Consider the following 23,485-nt stretch of genomic DNA (forward strand, 5'->3'; position numbering starts at 1 on the left):
CCCCTTAACTAGTTATCTATATTTTTCACTGTAAACGCATAGGGTAAAAAATCTTTTACCTCATATGAACCTACAAATTCATTTATATTGTAAACTCAAATATTTTGATTTTCTAAAAGTAATTCAAAAAGAGTTTGTCTACATGTACCACACGGAGAACCAAAACCACTTGAATCTGTATATAGAGCCACAGTTTCAACATCATTTTTGTTGAACCCCTGTGCTATCAATTGAGTTAACGCACTTCTTTCAGCGCAGATTGTTGGGCTATATGTTGCATTTTCAACATTTACACCCTTAATTTTTTGTCCATCTTTTAAATAAATTATGCAAGAAACTCTGAAATTTGAGTATGGAGCATAAGCTCTTTCTCTCAATTCTTTCAATTCCTCATAAACTTTGTTTTTATCTAAATTCATAATTTGCACCTTATCCAATTCTTATTATTGAGCAACTAACCCAAAATAGGCTAATATTGCTGGAATATATATCAAGAATCCAATCACAACAGACAGCAGCGCATTAATTATGCTTGCGGCTGCACAAATATCTTTGATTTTCTTGGCCTGAATGTTATATTCAAAACTTAATAAATCAACAAAGTTTTCAACTGAAGTATTAACAAATTCAAAACCAGTTAAAACCCCAATAGTCAGAATAACTATGGCTCATTCAGTTGTGGATAAACCTACCCATATACCCAAACCAATTGCTAATATAACAACAATTAAGTAGACAATTAAAGTTGATTCTTCTTTAAATGCTGTAAAAATACCTCTTGCTGCATTAGCAAATTTATTTTTTACACGAATACCAACCTTATTTTTCTTCTTAACGTCGCTTTTTTTCGCCATTTTCTTGCACCTTATTTCTGCTCTTTTATTATATTTAATAAAAGTTAAAATTGCAATACATAAAAAAATACCTTATTAAGGCATTGTGTAAAATATGTTTTGTTTTTCTAAAATCAAATCTGTTAAACCAAACATTTCATCAGCTTCTTTTTGATTATTTTCATGATCATAGCCAAGTATATGAAGCAATCCATGAATAAATAATCAAGCCATTTCTTCTTTGATTGAATGATTATATTTTTCAGCTTTATTTTTAGCTTCTTCAAAAGTTATAAAAATATCTCCGATTTCTTTAAACTCTAATTGACTATATATCCCAAAATCATCATCTATAGGAAAAGAAATAACATCTCCAACATAGTCTTTTTTTCTATATTCATTGTTTATTTCTCTTGATCTTTTTGAGTCAATAAAATTAACCGATAGACTTAATGATTGTTCTATTTTCATCACCTCTTTTGCAGAATTTAATAAAATAGAATAAAGCTCTTCATATTCTTTTAAGTTTTCATTTGTTTCATAATTAAATTCTAAAGAATCTTTCATAGAAATTCTCCTATTATCTAAAAAATATTTGATAGTAAATAAGATAATAAAGATATCTTTTCACCATATATTAGAACATTATTTGAAGGATACTTAACACTTCCAATATTATTAACTTTAATTTTTATTAAAGAGTTTGAATATTCAAGTTTTGAAGAATCAACAAACATATTTCCTTGATTTGTTTCTAAAATTATATAATCAATTAGACTTATATTCAAATTTTTATTGCTTAATAGATACAAATCTCTAATGATATCACCTTGACCATCAATATACTCTTGAATATAAATTGAACCAGAAAATATTTGTTGCTTTTGAATTAATAGAAGAATAATAAGAACAAAAACAATTATAAATAACATTAAATATAATGTTCTAATATCTTTTTTCATTAAAGTACCTCAACTTTCTTTTCAAAAAAGTTAGCATATGCTATATCATGATCACACATTATGATTAATGAGTTTTTTTTATAATTTATAAAAGCTTTAAACAAAAAATATGCAGTATGTTTATCAACATTACTTAATGGTTCATCTATTAAATATAATTCTTTATTTGTAAAAAACAAACTAATAAAGTTAACTATTTGTCTTTGCCCTTTACTTAGGTTTGAAGCATTATCAAATATTTCCTTGTCCAAACTTATATTGTTTCTATCTAAAATTTCTAATAAATGAAGTTTCTTTAAAATATCCAGATCAACTTTATTTTTGAACTGTTGAATATTTTTTCAAACACTTCCATTGAACAAATAATCGTATTGTCCTAAGTAAATTGATTTCTCTAAATAACTTTTATTTTCTACTTCTTTTAAATTATGCTTTTCATTTATAATTATTTCTCCCTCATATGATTTGAAGTTTCCTGAAAGTAATTTTAATAAAGTTGTTTTTCCACTACCACTTTTACCATGTACAAAGGTACTTTTATTAAAAGTAAAACTAAAATCTTTCAACAAGCAATTATCACTTTTATATTTATAAATGTTTTTAGCTTCTATTTTATCTATTGAACTTATTGATACAACACTATCATTTTTTCTATCTTCAAAAATAAATTTTAATGATCTATCTGCTATAAAAATCTCTTGTAGCTCTAATATAAAATTGGTTATGTTAGAAAAGAAATTGTTTATATAGTTGCTAAGTGATGTATAAAATAATAAATCTGCAACACTAAATTTATTATCATTTATATAGATAACAGATATATAAAAAATTAGGTAAAAAAATAATTTACTTACTAAATCGAAAGTCATTTCACTTTTGTTATTTAAATTAAATAAATTGTTATTGACTTCAATGTTTTCTTTATATGTTTTATGATTTGAATATTTAGTTTCCTCTTCTATACCCTTATATTTTATTTCTTCAAAGCCATCAATGATTTGTCTGTAATTTAATGAGAATTCTAAAATCTTTCTTTCTTTTCTCATCTTAAGCTCTTTCATCAAATAAAATAAACCAACAGATATAGTTATAGAAATAAGATTTTGAACCAAAACCAAAGAAAGAATAAATGGAGATATCAGTAATAAAAATATTGAAGACATTAAAAATAATATTGTACCCAAAGGAATGCTTATTGTAGTTTGCGTTATAAATTCACTCATGATATTTATATAAGTTAACTTTTTAATTCATTCTTCCTTTGAGAAAGAATTAAATTTTTCAATGTCTAATTTTAATAACTTATTTTTATAAAGATTATATATATTTTGACTAATTTTACTTTTTATTCTATAAATAATTTTATTCATAGAATAATTTATAGAAATTTGAATAGCAAATATTGATATAAAGGTTATGAAAATAATTTTCATTAATCTGCTATCTTTTATATTTATGTTATCCATATATATTTTTATAAAGTTATTACTTATTAGAAATAATATATTTAGTAAAAATGAAATTGAAAATATTAGTAAAACTTCTTTTTTAAATATTTTAATAAATGTAAACCAATTAAAAATACCTTTAGTTTTAAATTCTAGTTTTTGAATAGATTTAGTTGTTGAAAGATATCCTTGATATATCTTTTCCAAATTATTTAAAGAAATTCATTTTAAGTCATCGCAATTTGGATCTGCAATTAAAAACATATCCTTATTTCTTTTGTAAGCTACTATAAAGTGTTCTTGATTATTTTTATTTACCACATTTAAAACTATTGGGTTAGTAATTTCAATTTGGCACAATTCCTTAAAATTACAAGAATAAGAAACGAACTCAACTTTATATTTAAATAGCAATGACTCAATATCATATAAACTAAGCATTTCATCTCCCAAAGAGTTATCAAATTTTATTTCTTCAATACCAAAATTTTTATTTTGATAATAATTAATCAACATAGTTGAAACCGCTATGCCACAATCATTTTCTTCTCTTTGTTTTAAAAATTTATAACTCATTTGATCACCATTTAACTAATCGACACAAAAAAAAGTTAAATTAAAATTTAACTGCAAATCTTATAAAATCGATTTCGTCTCATTTCAATTTAACTTTTTTAGGTCTACCTTTGATAAAGAAATTGAATAAAAATTCTTCATCTTTAAATTCGCTTAAATTTCCTGAAAATTCATTAAATGTTTCAATTGGTTCTTTTACTTTTAAGAAGAAATAACTACCAACATTGTTTTTTAGAACTTCTTTAGTTTTAACAATCCTTTCGGCTCCAGCACTTGCAACTTCAAGAATGTATGGTTCTTTTAATTCTGAAATATCATCTAAGAATTCTGAAAGATTTTCATTTGCTTTAATTAATAAATCAAAGTCCATATTTTTTTTAGTTTCATCTTTATTTTCAACCAAAACTTGTAGGACAGTTGATTCGAAGTCATTTACTATATTTAATTCATATAGCAAAAAATCACACTTATTAAGAATATCTTTTATATTATCTAAATATTTACTTTTTACAATTTCTAATGACATAGTTACCTCTTTTATATAATTATTTTATATCATTTTAGCCTATAAATAAAAAAGATAATGATTTTCATTTTAGAAATTAAATGAAAGCTGTTCATCATCTTTTAAGTTATCTGTAATTTTCAATTTTGCAAAAATTTCAATTTGTGTTTGAGTAACTTGAGTTCTTTGCTTTAGATCATTTACACTATTGATTTGTCTCTCTTGACGAGCGTTAACAATAGAATTTGCCACCGCTTCTCCAAGTGAGTCAATAACGTTGAATGGAGGTATTAAAACTTTTTTATCTTCTTCTTTGAAGATAACAAATTTATTTCCTTCAGAGATATTAAAGTTAATATTTCTGATTTCAACTCCCCTTGCAAACATCTCCAATAAAACCTCATAAACAGTAATTAAACCATTTTCCTTTGCAGTAACTGGTAACTTATTATTTTGTCTATGTTTAATATCATCAATAGCTGCTTTAACTGCTTCTTTTCCTTTTAGAGCAGTTTCTAAATCAAAGAAGTCAGCTCTAGTTGAAAATCAAGTTGCATAATATTCTTCTGGATAATAAATTTTGTATCAAGCAACTCTATATGCCATTAAAACATACGCTGTTGCATGCGCTTTTGGAAACATATATTTTATTTTCAAACAACTGTTAATGTATCATTCAGGGACATTATTTTCCTTCATAAGAGCAATTCACTCTTTTGATAACCCTTTTCCTTTTCTTACACTTTCCATAATGTTGAAAGCATTTGAAGGATCCATTCCCATAGACATTAAGTAAACCATAATATCATCACGACAACCAATAACTGATGAAATATTTGCAATACCATCTTTAATTAAAGATTGTGCATTACCAACATATACGTCAGTACCATGACTTAATCCAGAAATTTGAACTAAGTCTGCAAATGTTTTTGGTTGTGTTTCTTTTAACATGTTTCGAACAAATTGAGTTCCAAATTCTGGAAGACCAATTGCTCCAGTTGTTTCTCCTAGAATTTCTTGTGAATCAATTTTTAATGCAGAAAGTTCTGAGAACAACGAATAAACTGCTTTATCATCTGTAGGAACTTTAATTGGATCAAATCCTGTCAAATCATAAAGCATTCTTAAAGCGGTTGGATCTACGTGGCCCAATATATCCATCTTTAATAAGTTATCGTGAATTGAATGGAAATCGAAGTGAGTTGTTTTTCAATCACTTGTTTCATCATCTGCAGGATAGTTAACTGGGGTAAAGTCTTCTATGTCGTATTCTTTTGGAAGAATGATAATTCCCCCTGGGTGTTGTCCAGTTGTTCTTTTAACTCCCGTAGAAAGAGATGATAATCTTTCAACTTCAGCTTTTCTTATTAAATCTAAATTCATATTTTGTTTTTCAAAATATCCCATTGTAAATCCATAAGCTGTTTTTTCAGCAACTGTTGAAATTGTTCCAGCTCTAAATACATTGTTCTCTCCAAATATTTCTTTTGTAAAGTTGTGAGCTATTGGTTGATATTCTCCTGAGAAATTTAAATCTATATCAGGAACTTTATCCCCATCAAAACCTAAAAATGTTTCAAAGGGAATATCATGTCCATCACCTATTAACTTTGTATTACAATTTGGACAATTTTTCTCTGGTAAGTCATAGCCACATTTATATTCTTCTGGCGTTTCAAAATCAGAATATTTACACTCAGCACATCTATAGTGAGCCTTAAGTGGATTAACTTCTGTAATTAAAGAAGTTGTTGCCACAAATGAACTTCCAACAGATCCACGACTTCCAACTAGATAACCATCATCATTTGATTTTTTAACTAACAAGTGACTAATTCAATAAACAACTGCAAAACCATGTTTTATAATTGAAGCTAATTCTTTTTCTAAACGAGCTTCAACTATTTGTGGAAGTTTTTCTCCATAAAGAAGTTTTGCATTTTTATAACATTCATCTGTTAAAAGTTTATCAACATTATCAATGTTGGGAGGATACGAACCTGACTTAATTGGTGTTACATCTAAATCAATCATGTCAGAAATTAATTTTGGATTTTCTATTACAATTTCATTTATTAATTCACTATCTTCCAACCACTTAAATTCTTCTAACATTTCATTTGTAGTTCTTAAATGTTGATCTGGATTATCTTTTACTCTTTGTTTGAAGTCGTAAAGTGGATGGTATGCTCCACCAAGTCCTTTTGTGTTTATATAAATATCTCTAATTTTTTTAATTTCTGGTTCAACATAGTGGGCATCACTTGTTGCTACAATTTTTTTACCAAATTTATTTGCAACTTCAATTATTTTTCTAATTAAATTTTTTAGTTCGTCCATTGTTAAATCTTCTGTTTGAATTAATTTCTTATATACACTTAGAGGTTGAATTTCTATGTAGTCAAATTTAAGAATAGCTTCTTCTAACATTTCAAAAGTTCCAGTTCTTGCATATTCAAAAACCATACCATTAACACAACCACTACCAATTAAAATATTATTCTTTTCTCTCATTTCTAAAAGTTTAGATTCAAATATTTTTGGAGATCCTAAAAAGTTTTCTGTGTGAGAATAAGAAATTAGTTTGTAAAGATCTTTTAGTCCTTGTTGATTTTTTGCAAGAACATTTACATGAAAACCTCTAGATCTTCTAAAGTTTTCATTTTCATATTTATCTTTATTAAATTTATTTCAATCAGAATCAACATCAATAGGAATAATTTTTTTAGCTTCACTTCACATATGTTCATACATGTTTGTAAGTACTTCAGCATCATAATCAGCACGGTGAGCAATTTTTTCATCATATAAAATTTGATATGCTTTAGCAACAGTTCCTAATCTGTGATTCTTTAATTTAGGTTGCAACACCCTTCCAAGAGATAAAGTATCAATTACAGTGTTTGTTAATTCACCATAACCAAGTTTCTTTGCATAAGACTGTAAAAAGTTAAAGTCGAAGTTTGCGTTGTGAGCAATTAAAATACCGTCTTGAATTATTTCCATTATTTGTTTAAATTCAATTTCAATTGAATTTTTATCTTCTAACATCTCATTTGTAATATGAGTAAGTTCTGTTGTAAATTTTTTTAGAGGTTTAGATGGTTTGATAAGAATATCATATTTCTTTGAAGTACCTTTTGCATAATCATATACATTCGCACCAAATTCAATTATTTCATCATGCTCTGGAGATAAACCAGTTGTTTCTAAGTCAAAAACTACAAATTTAGCTTCTCTAAGTTTTTGTTCTTTTGGATTTTTTACAAGTCAAACTTCATCTTGCAACATTACAAGTTCACTACCATAAATTAATTTAAGTTTATTTTCTGGTTCAACACCTTTGTTTACATTTGAAATCGCATAGTAAGCTTCAGGGAAAGCTTGTACATTTAAGTGATCTGTAATTGCAATTGAGTCTCAACCAAATCTTTTTGCAGCTTCAATATATTCTTTTGCAGTACTTACACCATCCATTACAGACATTTTTGTGTGAGTATGTAGTTCAATCCTCTTAACTTTTGCTTCATCTTTTCTATAAACTTTTTTAGATTCAATTTTCTTGTATTTATTTATATAAAAAATATAACTCTTATCAAATGCAGAAAAATTAAAGTTACCATTAAAAGAAACTCAATCACCTTTTCTTATTATTTGATTTTCAAAACCAACAAAACTTTCTTTTGTTTCTTCTGTTATTTCATCAAAGAAAGTGGGATCATTATTTCTTTGAAAGAAAATACAACTTACAGATGATGTTCCATCTGAAATTGCAATATTATAAATATTTCTTCCAGTTTTTGATTGACGAATGCTTTTTGAAATAACTTCACCATGTATTGTTACATTTTGTGCATCTTCTTCTAAGTCTAAGATTTTTTCATAAGTTGGATTATTTAATAGATCATCATTTGATCTATATTTAGGTTTCATTGTTGGAGACTTTACTTTATCTTCTACAAATTCTTTTTGAGCAGTTGGCACATATTGAGAAGCTTTTTGATATTGTTCTCTGATTGATTCTAAAACATCAGTTTCAAGATTTTCTTTTACTCTAATTTCTAAATCAACATTTCTAAAACCGTATTTTAATAACTTGTTTTTATAATAATCTTTATGATCTTCTAAAAGAATTTTTTCAGTTTCATTTGAAACATTAAAGAAAACCATTCTGTGGTCATTAAAGTAATCAACAGTTGAAGGTGAAAGTATTTTAATAGTTCCTGTTTTAACTTCAGCCTTTTGATCTTTCACATATTCAATATGTTCTCAAATTAATTCTTTTGAATAATTTTCATTTTCAACTTCCAAGTTTAACTTTGTAGGAACAAGTGTGTTTGTAGTTAAACTAGTTTCTACTTTATGTAATAAATGAATGGGTAAGAAGTCCTTAATTTTAATAAATACTCTTAATTTATTTGTGCTTTCACTAAATTCAGCTTCTTTATAAAAGTGAGCTTGATCAAAATAAACTTCTTCTGATTCTTCTAAAAAAACATTAAGTTTTTCAAACATTTCTTTAACTTCTCTGTTCATTTTGTCTACCCCTTTTTTTATTTCCTATTAGATTATAAAATCTTTTAATGTAATTATTACAAATAATAATAAAAATAAAATAGCACCAGCAGTATTTACAATTACTTTGTATTTTGTTGGTAATTCTTTTCTTATTATCATTTCTATAAAGTTTTCCAATAATCTATACCCATCTAATGGTGGTATAAATATTAGATTTAATATGAATAAGTTAGCACTAATTGTAGCAACATAAATAAAGAATTGATCTGCACTTTCTAGTAAGTTAGCAGTTTGTTTTGCAACACCAACTGGACCAACCAAGTTTGACAAATTACCAGTAAAAACATTGCCAATGGCTTCAAGAATTGATAATGATGCTTTGAAAGTTTCTCCTCAACCAGCACCATAAGCTTTTAATGTGGTTTCATATAATCTATTTGGTGAAGAAATACCAATTGATTGTCCATATTCTATATCGTGTTTTTCTGTAATTTTTGCATCTGTCAAAGCATATCCACTATACTTATCGACTTGTTTGTATGCAAATTGTATTTTTACATTTTCTTCATTTTTCGATAATCCCAAATTATCTATAAAACTATATACTGTTGTTTTGTAATCAACTGCTTTTTGATTATTTAAATCATTTATTTTTGGATCACATTTTGTTTCTTCTAATGAGTTTGTATTGCAAATATTATCAAATAAGATTTTTTCATTAGAAGTCATTTTTCAACCTCAAATAACATAATCTTGTCCAATATAATTAATGTCTAATTTATTTTCATTTTCCCTAATAGCTTTTGCTGCAATTCCGTCTTGACTATAATTCGCTCCAAAATAAGTCATATCATTTCTTTTTTCTCCAATTGCTGCAAAAATAGTTGTAAATAATAATAATGCTACAATCAAGTTCATTAATGGACCAGCTAAAATAAAGAACATTTTCTTTCATCTTGCAATATAGTCTAATTTTCTTTCATTTGGAACTTCTTCATCTTCTCTATCGCTTGGTGGATCTGATTTATCTGAAGCAATAGAACAATAACCTCCCAAAGGAAGCATTCTAATTGAAACTCAAGTTTCTTTTCCTTTAAATACAAATAATCTTGGACCAAATCCAATTGAAAATTCATATACATAAGCTTTGGCTATTTTTGCAACAACAAGATGTCCAACTTCATGAATAGTTATTAGCAATAGCATGACAATTATTCCAACAAAAAAAGCTAATACAATCATTCCGCTGCTAACTTCACTCATATTTTTATCCTCCAATTTTTAATATAGTAATATTTCTAATTTCTTTATCAAATTCTAGTATATCTCTATAGGTTTTTAATTCTTTATTTTCACAACTTTCAAAAATTTCTTCTACAATTTCTGTTATTTGTCAAAATTCTAATCTTGATTGCAAGAAATAATCTACACAAACTTCATTTGCAGCATTTAATGCTATTGATTTTGAATTATTGTAATCAATACATTGTAATGCTCATTTAATAGGTTTGAACCTTTCTTGATTTATTTCTTTTAACTCTAAAGTAATTAAATCATTAAAATTCATTTCTTTTTGTTTAGGATATGAAAATCTTTTTGGAAAATGTAAAAAATAATTTATCACTTGTTTCATGTCAGGCACTGATAATTGAGCTTTAATACTACCATCATCAAATCCGACCATTGAATGAATAATTGATTGAGGATGTAATAGAGTTTTAATATTCTTAATGTTAAATAAATGATAAGCTTCTAATATTTCAAATGCTTTATTAAACATTGTAGAACTATCAATAGTTATTTTTGACCCCATATCTCAATTAGGGTGTTTTAAAGCATCTTCTAATTTAACTTTTTTAGTCTCTTCTAAACTTATGTTTTTAAAACTTCCCCCAGAAGCAGTTATAAATAAAGTGTTTGCTTTATTTTCAACTTCTAAGCATTGAAAAATTGCACAATGTTCTGAATCTATTGGATAGATTTTAGATTCACTTGTTTTTAGCATACTATTTATTAACTTACCAGCTGTTACAAAAGATTCTTTATTAGCATTTAATATTATTAAGTTATTTTCAATTGCCTTTAAAGTTACTTGCAAACCATAAAAACCACTTAAAGCATTAATTACATGAGTTTCATTTTGACCAAATAAATCTAAAATATCGTCATTTATAAATTCAACATTTGGATACTTTATTTTTAATTGGCTCAATTCTTTTGTAGAATATATTTTTTTTAAATTTGGAAATGAAAGCAAAAAAGATTCAACTTGTGAATCATTTTTTCCTACACTAAGTGCTATTAAGTTATATTTATCTTTGTTTTCATTCAACAATTCAATACATTGTTGTCCGATATTACCTGAAGCACCAAATAGTATTATATTTTTCATATTAAATAAATGAAGTTACTCAAACAAAGATAAATAATATGAATAGAGAGAATAGAATTGAATCCATTCTATCTAATGCTCCACCGTGACCTGGTATTAAATTAGAATAATCTTTAACATTTACTCTTCTTTTTACTCAAGAGAATAATAAATCACCAAATAATCCTATTATTGGGAAAATTAATGCAAGTAGTATATAAATTATTACTTCTAAAGCAACGCTTTTACCTCTTAATGCAATCATCACTTCTTTTAACGGCATAAAGTTTTCTAATATTCCTACACTTCTAAAGATCATTACATACACAATACCAAATATAGCTGCAATACTTAAACCAATTAATGCACCTTCTCAAGTTTTTTTAGGACTGATGTTTGGACATAATTTAGTTTTTCCAAATCTCATACCACCAATATATTGGAATGAATCACTCAATATTATCATTACCCAAATTCAAAGAATTGTATTGAATGAGAATCTTGCTGTTTGATCAGAACTACTAGTCAATGTTAATGAAACTATTGAAAAACCTTTAAGAGCAAAAACTATAAGCATTGTCATTCCAAAGTTAATTAATGTATTTTTTCAATCAATTGATTTTTCAATAATTGAAATAACCATTAAAACTAAAAAGTAACAAGTAATTATAATAGGCATTTGTCATGACTCTAGTCATTTATCCATATTTATATGAATATAAAATGAGAAATTTGTTAAATCTTTGTTAACTGGGTATAGATAAACAAATACCGCTGCAACTATTATTATTAATTGGTAATATCATTTTTTAAACCCAAGTGTTTTGTTCATTTCAAAAACACAAAGTCCTGTTAATCCAGCAGTTAATGCTATTGAAAAGTATGAAGCCAATTCTGCATGTGGTACACCATTTTTTAAAAGAGAATTATAAGCAGCACCAGATCCAATGAATCCTAAAAGTAAAACTAATAAAACTAAAGTAGAAAAAACTCTTGTTCTGAAATTTCTTTTTGCAGAGTCAAGTTTAAAACGGTTTTGTCCTATATCGTCTCCAATTTCAGGAGCAACTTCAACAGTATCAGTTATTTCAAAGTCTTTGTCATTAGTTTTCATCTTTTATACCTCCAAATCTTCTATCTCTATTATTATAGTATTCTATTGCTAACTTTAAATTATTTTCTTTAAAGTCTGGTCAATATGTATCTATGAAATACAATTCAGCATAAGCTAATTGTAATAACATAAAATTACTTAATCTTTTTTCTCCACCAGTTCTTACAAGTAAGTCTACTTGTGGAGATTCTTTTGTGTAAAGGTTATCTAAAACATTTTCAATAGTAACTTCATTTAAATCAATTTTTTTACTATTAATATCATTAAACACTATTTTAAGAGAAGTTTCCACCTCTTCAAATGCGCCATAATCAAGAGCTATATTAACTATTACTTGATCACAATCTTTTGTATTTTTTTCAATTTCTTCAAGAGATTCTTTTGTTTTTAAAGGAACTCTAGTTCGTCTCCCTGCTCAAACAACTCTAATTCCTTCTTTAATGTACTTTTCTTGTTCTTTTTTTGAGAATATTTCTCCTGGAAAATCCATTAAGTACTTAACTTCATCTTTAGGTCTATTTCAATTTTCTGTTGAAAAACAAAACATTGTTAAATGCTTTATTCCTTCTTTTTTACAAAATAAAATAGTTGGTCAAATATTTTCCATACCTATTTTATGTCCATAAGTTCTTGGCTTATTTCTCTTTTTGGCTCATCTTCCATTACCATCAAGAATAAAAGCTATGTGTTCTAAACTTTTAATACAGATCCCTCTTTTTTATTTAACTGTTTGTAGTTCTCTAAATGGTGTTGTTAAATATTCATAGCCATCTTTTGTAACTAAAATGTCATCTTCAATTCTAACTCCACCAACTGTTGGTATGTAAATTCCTGGTTCAACTGTAACACACATTCCTTCTTGTAATGTTTTGTTTCCAGCTACAGAGTTGTATGGTTCTTCGTGAATTTCTATCCCTAAGCCATGACCAGTTCCATGAGTAAAGTATTTTCCATAACCTTTACTTTCAATGTAGTCATAACAAATTTTATGGACTTCATTTCCTTTAATTTCTGGCCTTACACTTTCAATACCTAATTGTTGTGATTGATATACAACTTCGTAAATTTCTTTTAATTTTTCATTATCAGTGTTTCCAATCGCAAATGTTCTTGTTTGATCTGAACAATAACCATTATAGTAACAACCCATATCTAAGGTTACAAAGTCACCTACTTCAATTTTTTTATCAGTTGGAACAGCATGAGGCATACTTCCATTTTCTCCGCTAGCAACAATTGTGTCAAAACTTAACTTTTCAGCTCCATTTTTTAAGAAAGAATCACTTACAAATCTTGCAAGTTCTTTTTCTGTCATTCCTGGTTTAACAAAATCTAATACTTCTAAGAAAACTTTGTGAGTAATATCACAAGCTTTTCTAATTTGTTCGATTTCTCATTGATCTTTTACCATTCTGATAGCTTCAAAGTTATAAGCTAATATTTCAGCATTTAATTTTTCTTCAAAAACTTGAGCATCTTTTACAAATACTCAATCACTTTCAAATACTACTTTTTTAATATTATTATTTGCAATTTCGTTATTTATTAATTCAAATAGTTTACCGAACTCTACAATTTCATCAATGTTTGTTAGTAACTTAGAGTTTCTAGCAGCAGTAATATATCTGCCATCAACAAATAGATAGGATTTATCTTTTGTATATAAAACATAACCTAAAGATGAGTGAAATCTTGAAAATCAGTATCTATTTTGTGGTGAATGAAGCAATATTGCATCTGCTTTTACTTCTTCTAAAACTTTATTTAATAAATTCTTTTTCATATTTTATTGACTCCTATATAGTTTATACATAAAAAAAGGAATAAAAAACCTCATAAAAGTATTTTATTTCCCTTATTTTTTTTGTTTGTGAACTTGATGTGAATTACATTTAAAACAGTGTTTTTTAACTTCGATTTTTTCTTTTCTTTTATCGTTTTTTGCTATGTAATTTTCTTCTTTACAAGTTGTGCAACGCAAGATAACTCCTTCACGCATACTTTTAAGCCTCCTTGATAATCATTTAAGATATTAAGCAAATTAATAATACCAAAAAATAATGTTAATTGTTTATTTTTTGACAGAAAATGTAAATATTTTTAAAAAACTATAAAATTATATTAATTATAGGTTATTATCTATATAGATAGTTATCAATATAGATAAATATCTCAAGGAGGAAGAATATGAAAAACATCTCAAATGCATGCAATAACAATGAATGTACTTGTGAAAACTGTACATGTGACAATTGTACTTGTAATAAATAAAAATAGAGCATAAAAGCTCTATTTTTATTTATTACAATTATTACACTTAAGTATTCCTTTTTCCATCTGTATTTCTGAAGTAAAATCTTTTAACTCAGCTATTGTTTCCAAATTTAAATTATATATTTTAGAGTTCTTATCTTTTGTAGAAGTTATAAGACCAACTTGTTCTAACATTTTCATGTGATAACTTAAAGTCGGTTGGCTTATATTTAAATTATCTAGTATATTTTGTGCACATTTATTGCACCCACAATCGCAAATTACATTTATTATCTTAAGACGAGTTGGATCACCAAGTGTCTTAAATATTTCTGCAAATCTTATGTATTTTTTTTCCATGTCCATCCTTTTTGGTTTTTAACCTTTAAAAATTATAACAATTTTATCTTAAATAATTTTTATTGTTATTTTTTTGAAATAAAAAAAGTAATAGTTAAATTAAATGTGTAAAATAATAATAGTTATATTAGGAGTGATTAGAGTGAGAAAATTACTTAGTGTAATTTCAGCCACAGCACTAGTTGGAACAGCAGCTATGAATGTTGTTTCATGTAGTTCAAATGCATATTATAAAGAATTTAAAGGATGAATAGACAATAAAGAGTCTTTCCTTTTATATATAGGAGCAGATGATTGTGATCATTGCAAAAATTTTGAAAGCACAATAGAATCAGAAAAAGATTATTTTAACGATAAAATAGATCAGTTAAATGCAAATTATGAAACAATTGCAGTTACAAAACATGGTAAATCAGATGAAAATTCATTAACAAATTATGGTCAATATCTAAATAATAAAGTCGATTATAGATACTTTAAAACTGCAGAAAAAGAAAATAATTTTAATGAAAAATGAAGCAAAAACATTTTAGATTGAATGATAGAAGAAGTTACAGAAATTATCAAACAAGAGATACTTCGTGTTACACCAGATTTTTCTGAAAAAATAGCTTACAATTTAGCAAAAAATTCTACAAAAACATATTTCAATAACAATAAAGGAACACCGATGTTCTTATTAGTAAGAAATGGTAAATTAGTTGGTTGACAAGCTGGTTTTGTTGAAGATACTCAAAAATGAGATAAAATAGCTATTGATAAATGATTTGAACCTTTAAATAAAATTTTTATGGAAGAAAACCAAGAAGCTGAAATAGTGAAATTAATTCGTAATGGACAAACAGAAAAAGAAGAAGAACCAGAAATTGTTGATCCAGAAATTGTTGATCCAGAAATTGAAGAAGTGTTAAATTACTCACTAAAAAATCAAGAAATTTTGTTAAGTTATCTTTTAAATAAATAAAAACTAGTTTTTAAACTAGTTTTTATTTTGTCTAAATTGAGTATAAAAAAAGCACCAATCAGTGCTGTTTAATAATTTTTCTAAATGGTCCCCAGGGCCGGAATTGAACCGGCACGACCGATAAAAGTCGCTGGATTTTAAGTCCAGTGCGTCTACCTATTCCGCCACCTGGGGTTAAAATATAAAAAAATGGTGTCCCGTATAAGACTTGAACTTATGACCCACTGGTTAAAAGCCAGTTGCTCTACCGACTGAGCTAACGAGACGAAAATAAATGGCTGGGCTAGCAGGATTCGAACCGGCGCATGAGGGAGTCAAAGTCCCTTGCCTTACCGCTTGGCTATAGCCCAATTACTGGTGGGGAGTGACGGATTCGAACCGCCGAACCGTAAGGAGATGGTTTACAGCCACCCGCGTTTAGCCACTTCGCTAACTCCCCTTATGTAAAAATGTGGTGCTGACTAAAGGACTCGAACCTTCGACCTATTGATTACTAGTCAATTGCTCTACCAACTGAGCTAAGTCAGCGTGTATCCTTTTCTTCTAAAAGTAAGAACCTTTTCAATTATACAAAAAAAGACTAGATAAAGTCAATATTTTTTTTAATATTTTTAAATTAATTAGTTAAATTGGGATAAAAAATAGCTTACAAAGCTATTTTTTGTTTTAACTAAATTTTATGTTTGAAACTCCCATTCTAGCTTCAGCTCTTGCTCATTGTGCGTTTCAAGCAGTTGATCAAGAATAAGTATTAACAGTTGCTCTAATTTCAAGTTTGAAATCATTTAATCAATTAACTGTAAGTGTTCCATAAGCTCTTTCTTGATTTACATTTTTATATAATAAATCAAAAGTACTAATAGAAGTATTTTCATTTAAATTGATTCTTTGATATCTAGGTTTATAATGACTTTTATCTTTATAAGTTTCTGCAGTTTTATCTACAGTTGGATGATCTTTATCGACAACATAATCAAATCTACCCATACCTTGTGCGTAATAATTTGTTGTTAATGTATAATCCATATAACTATAACTTTTTAAAAACTCTGTTTTTCCTAAATCAATATCAATAATAGTAGCCGCTGTTTTTTGAGATGTCTGTTCTGAATTGTAAGCATCAGTTCTTGCAGGATCTGTTTCTATATCTCCAATATTTGCAAAAACATCATTGAATGTAATCATAACAGAACCCTGATATTTTGAATTGGCAGAAGCTCTTAATACAGCTTTTTCATAACTAAGACTTTCAACATAGAAATCTTCTTTATCAATTTCATGACCATTAATTGATACGACAGCCTCAACAATTGCATCTTCATTTAATTTTTGAACTTTTCCAATATCACTGTTTTTAATTACTGTAGACAAGTGAGGCTTTTGAACTTTTGATTCATAGGTGAATTCCAAATCCTCAACAATTAAATATCCCTCAAAAGCGTTATCATCCCCCATGTACATCATTCATAAATCATCAACCACTTTTTCGCCTTCATTTTTAGGAAATTGTGGCAGCACAACAAATCAATCATCATAGTTCTTTTTAGTTGATTTAATAATTTGAGGTAATATTTTATTCTTTTTGTTAACAAGTGTTAATTCCTGTAGAATAAGCGATAACATGGCCTCTTCATCTTCTAATTTATCAGAGTGTTTTGAAACGTTTATTGAAGTAGTTTCTAATTCAACATCATTAAGATCCATAGTTGCATATTCAGAATTATTTTTCATATATATATCTGAATTAAACTCATCAATTATTACTTTAGAGTTGCTTTCTACAAAATTTATGATTGGAGATATTGAAGTCACACCAAAACTTAAAACACCAATCATAGATAATAATTTTTTCATATTTCTTCCTTTATGAATCAACTGATTCATATTTTTACTTTAATATATTTTTATATTAATTTATATTTTTTCAGAATTTTTTCTAATAAATATACTCATACTCATAAATTTCTTTATCTAGTCTATTAGTGATAGTTCCTAAATAAATGTTTAGATACTCATTTTCACCTTCTTTTAAAATAACTGTTTTATCTTTAATAAAATTAACTTTAACCACCACATCAATAGATTCATCTTCTTTTAAAAGACCTACCTTTTGATTTATTATTTCCAGTTGTCCGCAATAGTGGTTTGTGTCAATTTTTTCCTCTGGATCAATAACATTGCAATAACCATTGTTTTTTTCAGGTCTATTTCCACTTCAGTTTTTTCAATTATATCTTTTAGAAGTTGTTGATAAAACTGAGGTTGAGAGTTTTTTTGTCATATTTGTAAATAAATAACTATCTTGTTTTTCTTCTAATAAGTCTCAATAATTTTCACCATAGAAGTCACCAATAGACCCAATTATTTCTAACATATCATTTTCATCTCCAAAATTATTGTTAATACCACTTTGTTTAAAACTATTAAAAACATATAAATCAGGAGATCCATATATATTTGAAAAAGTTTTTTTATTAATATAATTATGATTATCAACAAGCTGACTTACACTTTTTTTATCATAATAAAAATTTAATATTGGTAGTTTAATATCTCTTAAGACTCTTTTGGAACTTTTATTACTAGATATAAAATAATTAAATCCCAAAAAAGAAGCTGTACCAACATTCTTAGTATTTATATTTTCAACAATAGCAGATTTGTTGGTCATTTTAATTCCATTTGAATCATAGAAATTTGTTTCAATTTCATCATTATAACTTTCTATTTTTAAGAAATCTTTAGTAATATTTTCTCTTTGTTTAATTATTTTTTCATTTTTTTGTATTAAACTAAAATATTCTGAATTAGCTCAATAAATAACACTATCTTTAATTCTTAAAAAACTAAAGTAATCCACTTGTGGATCTTCTATAGTTCCATATTTATCTATTAATTTTTGATTAAATTCATTATTTGATAATTCAATTATTTCATCAAGTAATTCTTGTTCTATATATTTATTTTCATTTCCAGTTATTGGTGGTTTTGGTGGTCCAAAACCACATGAAACAACTGAAGATCCCGATAGCACAAAAACTGACGCCAAAGAAAAAGCCTTTAGTGTTTTTTTCATATTATTTCCCCATTTTTTCTTTCTTTCGAATCATTGATTCTAATTTAATAATACTATATTTCAAAAAATATTTTTAATTTGTATTTAAAATTTGGAAATAAATTTAAATTGAGTATAAAAAAAGCACTCTGGGCGGAGCGCTGATTTAATAAATCTAGAACAGTCAATATTATATATATTATAAATCTAAATATTATGTTCATTTGATAGGGCTAAACAAACATTATGGGCTAATGATTTTTTAAAACTATTCCAGACAAAATTATTATATTTTAAAACCCTTTAAATTTCAACATCTATTGAATTATTTTTTAAAAATTCAATTAAACATCATCATTTGTTAGTAATTTCAAGATTAAATCTTCATCATGAGAATTTTCATTTAAAACTATTAGTTCATTTGCTTTTTGTTTAAATGATTCAATATCATCTCTATTTGTATATAAAGTCATAATAACTTCTCCAACTTTAACAAATTCATTTGTAGTTTTGTTTAAATAAATACCTGCCGAAAAGTCTATTTCTTCTTCTTTGGTAGCTCTTCCAGCTCCTAAGTGCATTGAAAGATAACCTAATTGATCTGCTGATGCAAAAGATACATAACCATCTTTTTGAGCAGTTATTTCAATTTTGTGTTTTGTAGTGAAGTTTTTATCATAGTCTAAAATAACTCCAAAATCACCATTTTGAGCTTCTATAAAGTCTTTTAATAGGTGTGCAGCACTTTTATCTTTCAATACATTTAAAAGTTCTTTTTTAGCTGTTTCAAGGTCGCTAAAGACTTTATTTTGTACTAATGTAAGTCCCGCTGCAGTTACACATAATTCAACTAAATCATCAGGACCATTTCCATTTAAAGTATCTCAAGCTTCTTTAACTTCTATTGCATTACCAATTGCTCTTCCCAATGGTTTGTCCATGTTTGTTATCATTACACTGACATTTCTTTTGTGTTCTTTTCCAATTGTTATCATTGCTTTAGAAAGTTTTATTGCACTATCTAAATCTTTCATAAAAGCACCACTACCCATTTTCACATCCAAAATGATGCTATCTGCAGGTATAACAAGTTTTTTTGACATAATACTTGAAGCTATTAAAGGAATTGAGTCCACAGTCCCTGTAACATCTCTTAGAGCATATATTTTTTTATCTGCAGGAACAACTTCACTTGATTGTCCCATAATTGATATACCAACTGTTTTTAGAATTTCTTTGAATCTATCTTCTGAGATTTCTCCAGTTCATCCCGGACAACTTTCAAGTTTGTCAATAGTTCCACCAGTTTGTCCTAAACCTCTTCCTGAAAGTTTGGCCACTTTCACTCCAAATTTAGCAACTAATGGTGAAAAGATTAGACTTGTCTTATCTCCCACACCACCAGTGGAGTGTTTATCTGCTTTTAAACCTTCAACGTCATCAAGATTATAGGTAATTCCCGAATCCATCATAGCTTGAGTAAAGGCTGCAATTTCTGTTGGTGTCATACCATTAAATCAAACAGCCATGTTAAAAGAAGACATTTGATAGTCTTTTAATGTATTGTTAACAAAAGAATTAACGACTCAATATATTTCTTGAGCAGTTAATTCTTGTTTGTTTTTCTTTTTTTCTATAATATTGGCAAAATTCATGTTTTGTCCTCCAATTTAAAAATACTAGTAATAGTTAACTCTATTTTTTTTATCAATTCTTTTTGGTTTTAATCCTAACTTTTTAGGATCTCAATCTTTATACTGATTAATATTTTTTTCAACTTCTTTTTGAACGTTTCTAGTTAACATTTCTGTTTTTAAAGAAATAAATTTTTCAGGCATCATTGGTTTTCCAAACACAACAGTAATATTGAATTTTCCACCTTTTCTTTTTTCAAACAATCTGTATGAATCAATAATTGAAACAGGAACAATTGGAACATATGCCATTTGAGCTATTTTCATGCTTGCCCCTTGGAATTCGTTAGGTTCTTGTTTAGCACTTCTAGTTCCTTCCGGGAAAATAACTAAACTTCTTTTGTATTCTGAAATTAATTCTTTTGCTTCTTTCATTGCACTTAGAGCACTTCTTGGATTTGTTCTATCCAAAGGAATATTATCTGTTAAGTTCATGAAGTGCTTAAATATTTTAGCTTTTCACAATTCTTGCTTTGCAATAAATGCAACTGGTTGTTGTAAAGAAAAGTCATTAATAGCAAACATCAAAATTGGATCTAAATTTGATTGGTGATTGGGAGCCAATACAAGTCCTCTATCTAATCAATTTTCAATACCAATAACATTAACTTGAATATTGGCTATTTTTAAAACTTTTCTAGTTTTCTTTTTAACTCAGTTATATCTTCATTCCTCTGAATATAAATTCGGGTCCTGTTTAATTTTTTTAGTTACCTTTTTAGCTTTTGCAGTAGCTCTTCAAACCCCTCATGCATTAGCTAAAAGTCTTGCTTTGCTAACATGAGCCATTTCTTTTTTGTCTTTTTTATTAGTTAATTTTTCAGCTTCTTGTGTTAATTCGTAACGTTCCATGTTTAGTACCTTTCGTAGTAATAAGTTGTGAATTCCTCAAAGTCTTCTTCTTTTGAAAGTTTAAAGACTGATGTATCAAATTTTGGAGCATAAGTGTCTCCATCATAATTTTGTTTAATAATACTAATAACTAATTTGTCAGCAAAATTTAATGCTGATTGATATATTTTAGAACCACCAATTACGATAAGTTCTTCATCAATATTTTTATATGCATCTAAAACTGTTTCAAGTTCCTTAGACAGTTCAAGATTATTATAACTCTTTTCTAATTCTCTTGAAGTAATTAATATATTTTTTCTATTAGGTAATGGTTTTAAGGAAAGAGATTCTCAAGTATTTCTCCCCATTAAAACAGTTTTACCTCTGGTGTAATTTATAAAATGTTGCATTTCTTCTTTTATGTTTCAAGGTAAACTATTGTTTTTACCAATGACCCCTTCTTTTGTTTGAGCTCAAATTAATGAAATCATTAAACTGCAACAACACCCTTAATTGCTGGGTGACTTTCATAGTTTTCTAAAGAAATGTCTTCAAATTTGATATCAAATATTGATTTATTTTCACTATTTACTTTTAAAGTAGGTAAAATTTTTGGTTCTCTTGATAATTGGAGATTTAATTGCTCAATATGATTTGAATAAATATGAGCATCTCCAATTGTGTGTACAAAATAACGAGCTTTTAAATTACATTCAATAGCAACTAGTTCTAAAAGCAATGAGTAACTTGCTATATTAAATGGAACCCCTAAAAATATATCTCCACTTCTTTGGTAAAGTTGCAGATCTATAAAACCATCTTTTGAAACATAAAATTGGAATAATGAGTGACATGGTGGTAAAGCCATTTGGTTTACTTCTGCTGGATTTCAAGCAGAAATTATGTGTCTTCTTGAATAAGGATTTACTTTAATACCATTGATTAAATTTTTAAATTGATCAACTCCATTGAAATCTCTTCATTGTTTTCCATAAACCGGACCTAATTCTCCATGTTTATTTGCAAAATCTTGATCCGTTTTAATTTTTTCAACAAATTCTTGTAAAGTTTCATTTTTAAAATCATTTGATTTTTTAAATATTTCATAAGGTCATTCATTTCAAATATTCACTTTGTTATCAACAAGATACTTGATGTTTGTATCTCCACTAATAAATCAAAGTATTTCATGAACTATACCTTTGAAAAATACTTTTTTAGTTGTAACAAGCGGAAAACCTTCTCTTAAATCATATCTTGATTGAGTTCCAAATTTAGAAACAGTTCCAGTATTGGTTCTGTCTTCTCTTTTTTCTCCATTTGCTAAAACTTCTTTTACCAAATCCAAATATTGTTTCATATTATCACCATTAAAGATTATATACTAGTTGATAAAAATAAAAAAACCCAAATATTAATTTGGATTTTGTTTTTTTATTTAATTATTTTTAGTTCTTTAATAGAAACAACTATTGTTCCTTCATCCATTTTTTCTGTAATTTGTTTTGAGGCAACCTCTCATTCTTTATCTTTATTTGCACTCATAATATCGGAATGATTAAAGATCATTTTAAATTTGAAATTTGAAATTAAATTTTCACCATCTTTAAGTCCTTCGCTTAATTCAGATAATTTTTCATAATTTTCATTATTTTTATTTTGTGAATAATAATTCGGTAAAGTATTTAAAGTATTTCTCATATCTTGTCTTTTTGCAACTTTACCAATCTTAGATTTGTTGTTATCGTAATTCATGTCTATAAGTCTATTATTCATTGAAACATATAGTGAGCGCATTCAAGAATCGTTGTGCGGGTTGTAATCAACACTAATTTCTTCAATTTCTCTCTCTATAAAAACTTCATCTACTTTATAGATATTTGTTGTTGGTGGTTCAATTGTTCCACCACCATCTCCGCCACCACAAGCAACTACGCTTGCAGATGCTGTTGCTGTTAATGACACAGCAGATAATAATGTTAATATTTTTTTCAT

At 27.0% G+C, this 23,485-nt stretch carries 22 protein-coding genes and 5 tRNA genes; 1 reads left to right on the forward strand and 26 read right to left on the reverse strand.

The features are described from left to right. Positions 1 to 8: 8 nt before the first annotated feature. The 14 genes from cdd to SMONO_RS02935 form a co-directional block, all read right to left on the reverse strand. Complete coding sequence (cdd, locus tag SMONO_RS02870; RefSeq protein WP_101780856.1) at positions 9 to 419, reverse strand: cytidine deaminase; 411 nt, start codon at positions 417 to 419, stop codon at positions 9 to 11. 24 nt (positions 420 to 443) lie between these two features. Next, positions 444 to 854, reverse strand: coding sequence for a diacylglycerol kinase family protein (locus SMONO_RS02875; protein WP_101780857.1), 411 nt, complete (start codon positions 852 to 854; stop codon positions 444 to 446). 75 nt (positions 855 to 929) lie between these two features. Next, positions 930 to 1,400, reverse strand: coding sequence for an rRNA maturation RNase YbeY (gene ybeY, locus SMONO_RS02880; protein ID WP_101780858.1), 471 nt, complete (start codon positions 1,398 to 1,400; stop codon positions 930 to 932). Between the two features lie 17 nt (positions 1,401 to 1,417). Then, entirely contained in the window at positions 1,418 to 1,795 is a 378-nt protein-coding gene (locus tag SMONO_RS02885) for a hypothetical protein (RefSeq protein ID WP_101780859.1), read from the reverse strand. After that, the gene (locus tag SMONO_RS02890; protein ID WP_101780860.1) at positions 1,795 to 3,819 is read right to left on the reverse strand and encodes an ATP-binding cassette domain-containing protein; all 2,025 of its coding nucleotides are present in this window, start codon (positions 3,817 to 3,819) and stop codon (positions 1,795 to 1,797) included. Before SMONO_RS02890 ends, SMONO_RS02885 begins: the two co-directional genes overlap by 1 nt. A 40-nt stretch (positions 3,820 to 3,859) precedes the next feature. Then, entirely contained in the window at positions 3,860 to 4,345 is a 486-nt protein-coding gene (locus tag SMONO_RS02895; protein ID WP_101780861.1) for an LSm family protein, read from the reverse strand. Between the two features lie 69 nt (positions 4,346 to 4,414). Continuing rightward, complete coding sequence (locus SMONO_RS02900; RefSeq protein WP_101780862.1) at positions 4,415 to 8,863, reverse strand: PolC-type DNA polymerase III; 4,449 nt, start codon at positions 8,861 to 8,863, stop codon at positions 4,415 to 4,417. A 27-nt stretch (positions 8,864 to 8,890) separates the two neighbouring features. Then, positions 8,891 to 10,108: a M50 family metallopeptidase gene (locus SMONO_RS02905; RefSeq protein ID WP_101780863.1), complete on the reverse strand. Its 1,218-nt coding sequence runs from the start codon at positions 10,106 to 10,108 to the stop codon at positions 8,891 to 8,893. 4 nt (positions 10,109 to 10,112) lie between these two features. Then, on the reverse strand, positions 10,113 to 11,237 hold the full coding sequence (dxr, locus tag SMONO_RS02910) for a 1-deoxy-D-xylulose-5-phosphate reductoisomerase (protein ID WP_101780864.1): 1,125 nt from the start codon (positions 11,235 to 11,237) through the stop codon (positions 10,113 to 10,115). 1 nt (position 11,238) lies between these two features. Next, positions 11,239 to 12,330 (reverse strand): phosphatidate cytidylyltransferase, encoded by a 1,092-nt coding sequence (locus SMONO_RS02915; RefSeq protein ID WP_101780865.1) that lies wholly within the window; start codon positions 12,328 to 12,330, stop codon positions 11,239 to 11,241. Further along, complete coding sequence (gene uppS, locus SMONO_RS02920) at positions 12,320 to 13,039, reverse strand: polyprenyl diphosphate synthase (RefSeq protein WP_101780866.1); 720 nt, start codon at positions 13,037 to 13,039, stop codon at positions 12,320 to 12,322. Before uppS ends, SMONO_RS02915 begins: the two co-directional genes overlap by 11 nt. A 9-nt stretch (positions 13,040 to 13,048) precedes the next feature. Then, positions 13,049 to 14,113 carry an aminopeptidase P family protein gene (locus tag SMONO_RS02925; protein WP_101780867.1) on the reverse strand — a complete coding sequence of 355 codons (1,065 nt, stop codon included), beginning with the start codon at positions 14,111 to 14,113 and terminating at the stop codon, positions 13,049 to 13,051. A gap of 72 nt (positions 14,114 to 14,185) precedes the next feature. Continuing rightward, positions 14,186 to 14,329, reverse strand: a complete 144-nt coding sequence (gene rpmG / locus SMONO_RS02930; RefSeq protein WP_041618302.1) for a 50S ribosomal protein L33 — start codon at positions 14,327 to 14,329, stop codon at positions 14,186 to 14,188. Positions 14,330 to 14,625: 296 nt separating this feature from the next. Beyond that, positions 14,626 to 14,943, reverse strand: a complete 318-nt coding sequence (locus tag SMONO_RS02935) for an ArsR/SmtB family transcription factor (RefSeq protein ID WP_101780868.1) — start codon at positions 14,941 to 14,943, stop codon at positions 14,626 to 14,628. Positions 14,944 to 15,085: 142 nt separating this feature from the next. On the opposite strand from SMONO_RS02935, the gene SMONO_RS02940 reads away from it, so the two are divergent. After that, entirely contained in the window at positions 15,086 to 15,907 is an 822-nt protein-coding gene (locus tag SMONO_RS02940) for a lipoprotein (RefSeq protein ID WP_101780869.1), read from the forward strand. 85 nt (positions 15,908 to 15,992) lie between these two features. Here SMONO_RS02940 and SMONO_RS02945 read toward each other — a convergent pair. The 12 genes from SMONO_RS02945 to SMONO_RS03000 form a co-directional block, all read right to left on the reverse strand. Continuing rightward, a tRNA-Leu gene (locus tag SMONO_RS02945) sits at positions 15,993 to 16,081 on the reverse strand. A gap of 16 nt (positions 16,082 to 16,097) precedes the next feature. After that, positions 16,098 to 16,173, reverse strand: a tRNA-Lys gene (locus tag SMONO_RS02950). 9 nt (positions 16,174 to 16,182) lie between these two features. Next, positions 16,183 to 16,257, reverse strand: a tRNA-Gln gene (locus SMONO_RS02955). A gap of 5 nt (positions 16,258 to 16,262) precedes the next feature. Continuing rightward, a tRNA-Tyr gene (locus tag SMONO_RS02960) sits at positions 16,263 to 16,346 on the reverse strand. Positions 16,347 to 16,359: 13 nt separating this feature from the next. Then, positions 16,360 to 16,435: transfer RNA gene (locus tag SMONO_RS02965), tRNA-Thr, on the reverse strand. Between the two features lie 138 nt (positions 16,436 to 16,573). Next, a complete protein-coding gene (locus SMONO_RS02970; protein WP_101780870.1) occupies positions 16,574 to 17,761 on the reverse strand; it encodes a hypothetical protein in 1,188 nt (395 codons plus the stop codon). A gap of 82 nt (positions 17,762 to 17,843) precedes the next feature. Beyond that, the gene (locus tag SMONO_RS02975; RefSeq protein WP_101780871.1) at positions 17,844 to 18,983 is read right to left on the reverse strand and encodes a hypothetical protein; all 1,140 of its coding nucleotides are present in this window, start codon (positions 18,981 to 18,983) and stop codon (positions 17,844 to 17,846) included. Between the two features lie 323 nt (positions 18,984 to 19,306). Next, positions 19,307 to 20,617, reverse strand: coding sequence for a thymidine phosphorylase (locus SMONO_RS02980; protein WP_101780872.1), 1,311 nt, complete (start codon positions 20,615 to 20,617; stop codon positions 19,307 to 19,309). Positions 20,618 to 20,641: 24 nt separating this feature from the next. Further along, the gene (locus SMONO_RS02985; protein ID WP_101780873.1) at positions 20,642 to 21,508 is read right to left on the reverse strand and encodes a lysophospholipid acyltransferase family protein; all 867 of its coding nucleotides are present in this window, start codon (positions 21,506 to 21,508) and stop codon (positions 20,642 to 20,644) included. A gap of 2 nt (positions 21,509 to 21,510) precedes the next feature. Next, entirely contained in the window at positions 21,511 to 21,981 is a 471-nt protein-coding gene (locus SMONO_RS02990; RefSeq protein ID WP_101780874.1) for a dihydrofolate reductase, read from the reverse strand. After that, a complete protein-coding gene (locus SMONO_RS02995) occupies positions 21,981 to 22,850 on the reverse strand; it encodes a thymidylate synthase (RefSeq protein WP_101780875.1) in 870 nt (289 codons plus the stop codon). The genes SMONO_RS02990 and SMONO_RS02995 overlap by 1 nt, the downstream gene beginning before the upstream one ends. Before the next feature lie 74 nt (positions 22,851 to 22,924). After that, positions 22,925 to 23,485 carry a lipoprotein gene (locus SMONO_RS03000; protein WP_101780876.1) on the reverse strand — a complete coding sequence of 187 codons (561 nt, stop codon included), beginning with the start codon at positions 23,483 to 23,485 and terminating at the stop codon, positions 22,925 to 22,927.

The sequence above is a fragment of the Spiroplasma monobiae MQ-1 genome (assembly GCF_002865545.1).
GTDB lineage: Bacteria > Bacillota_I > Bacilli_A > Mycoplasmatales > Mycoplasmataceae > Spiroplasma_A > Spiroplasma_A monobiae.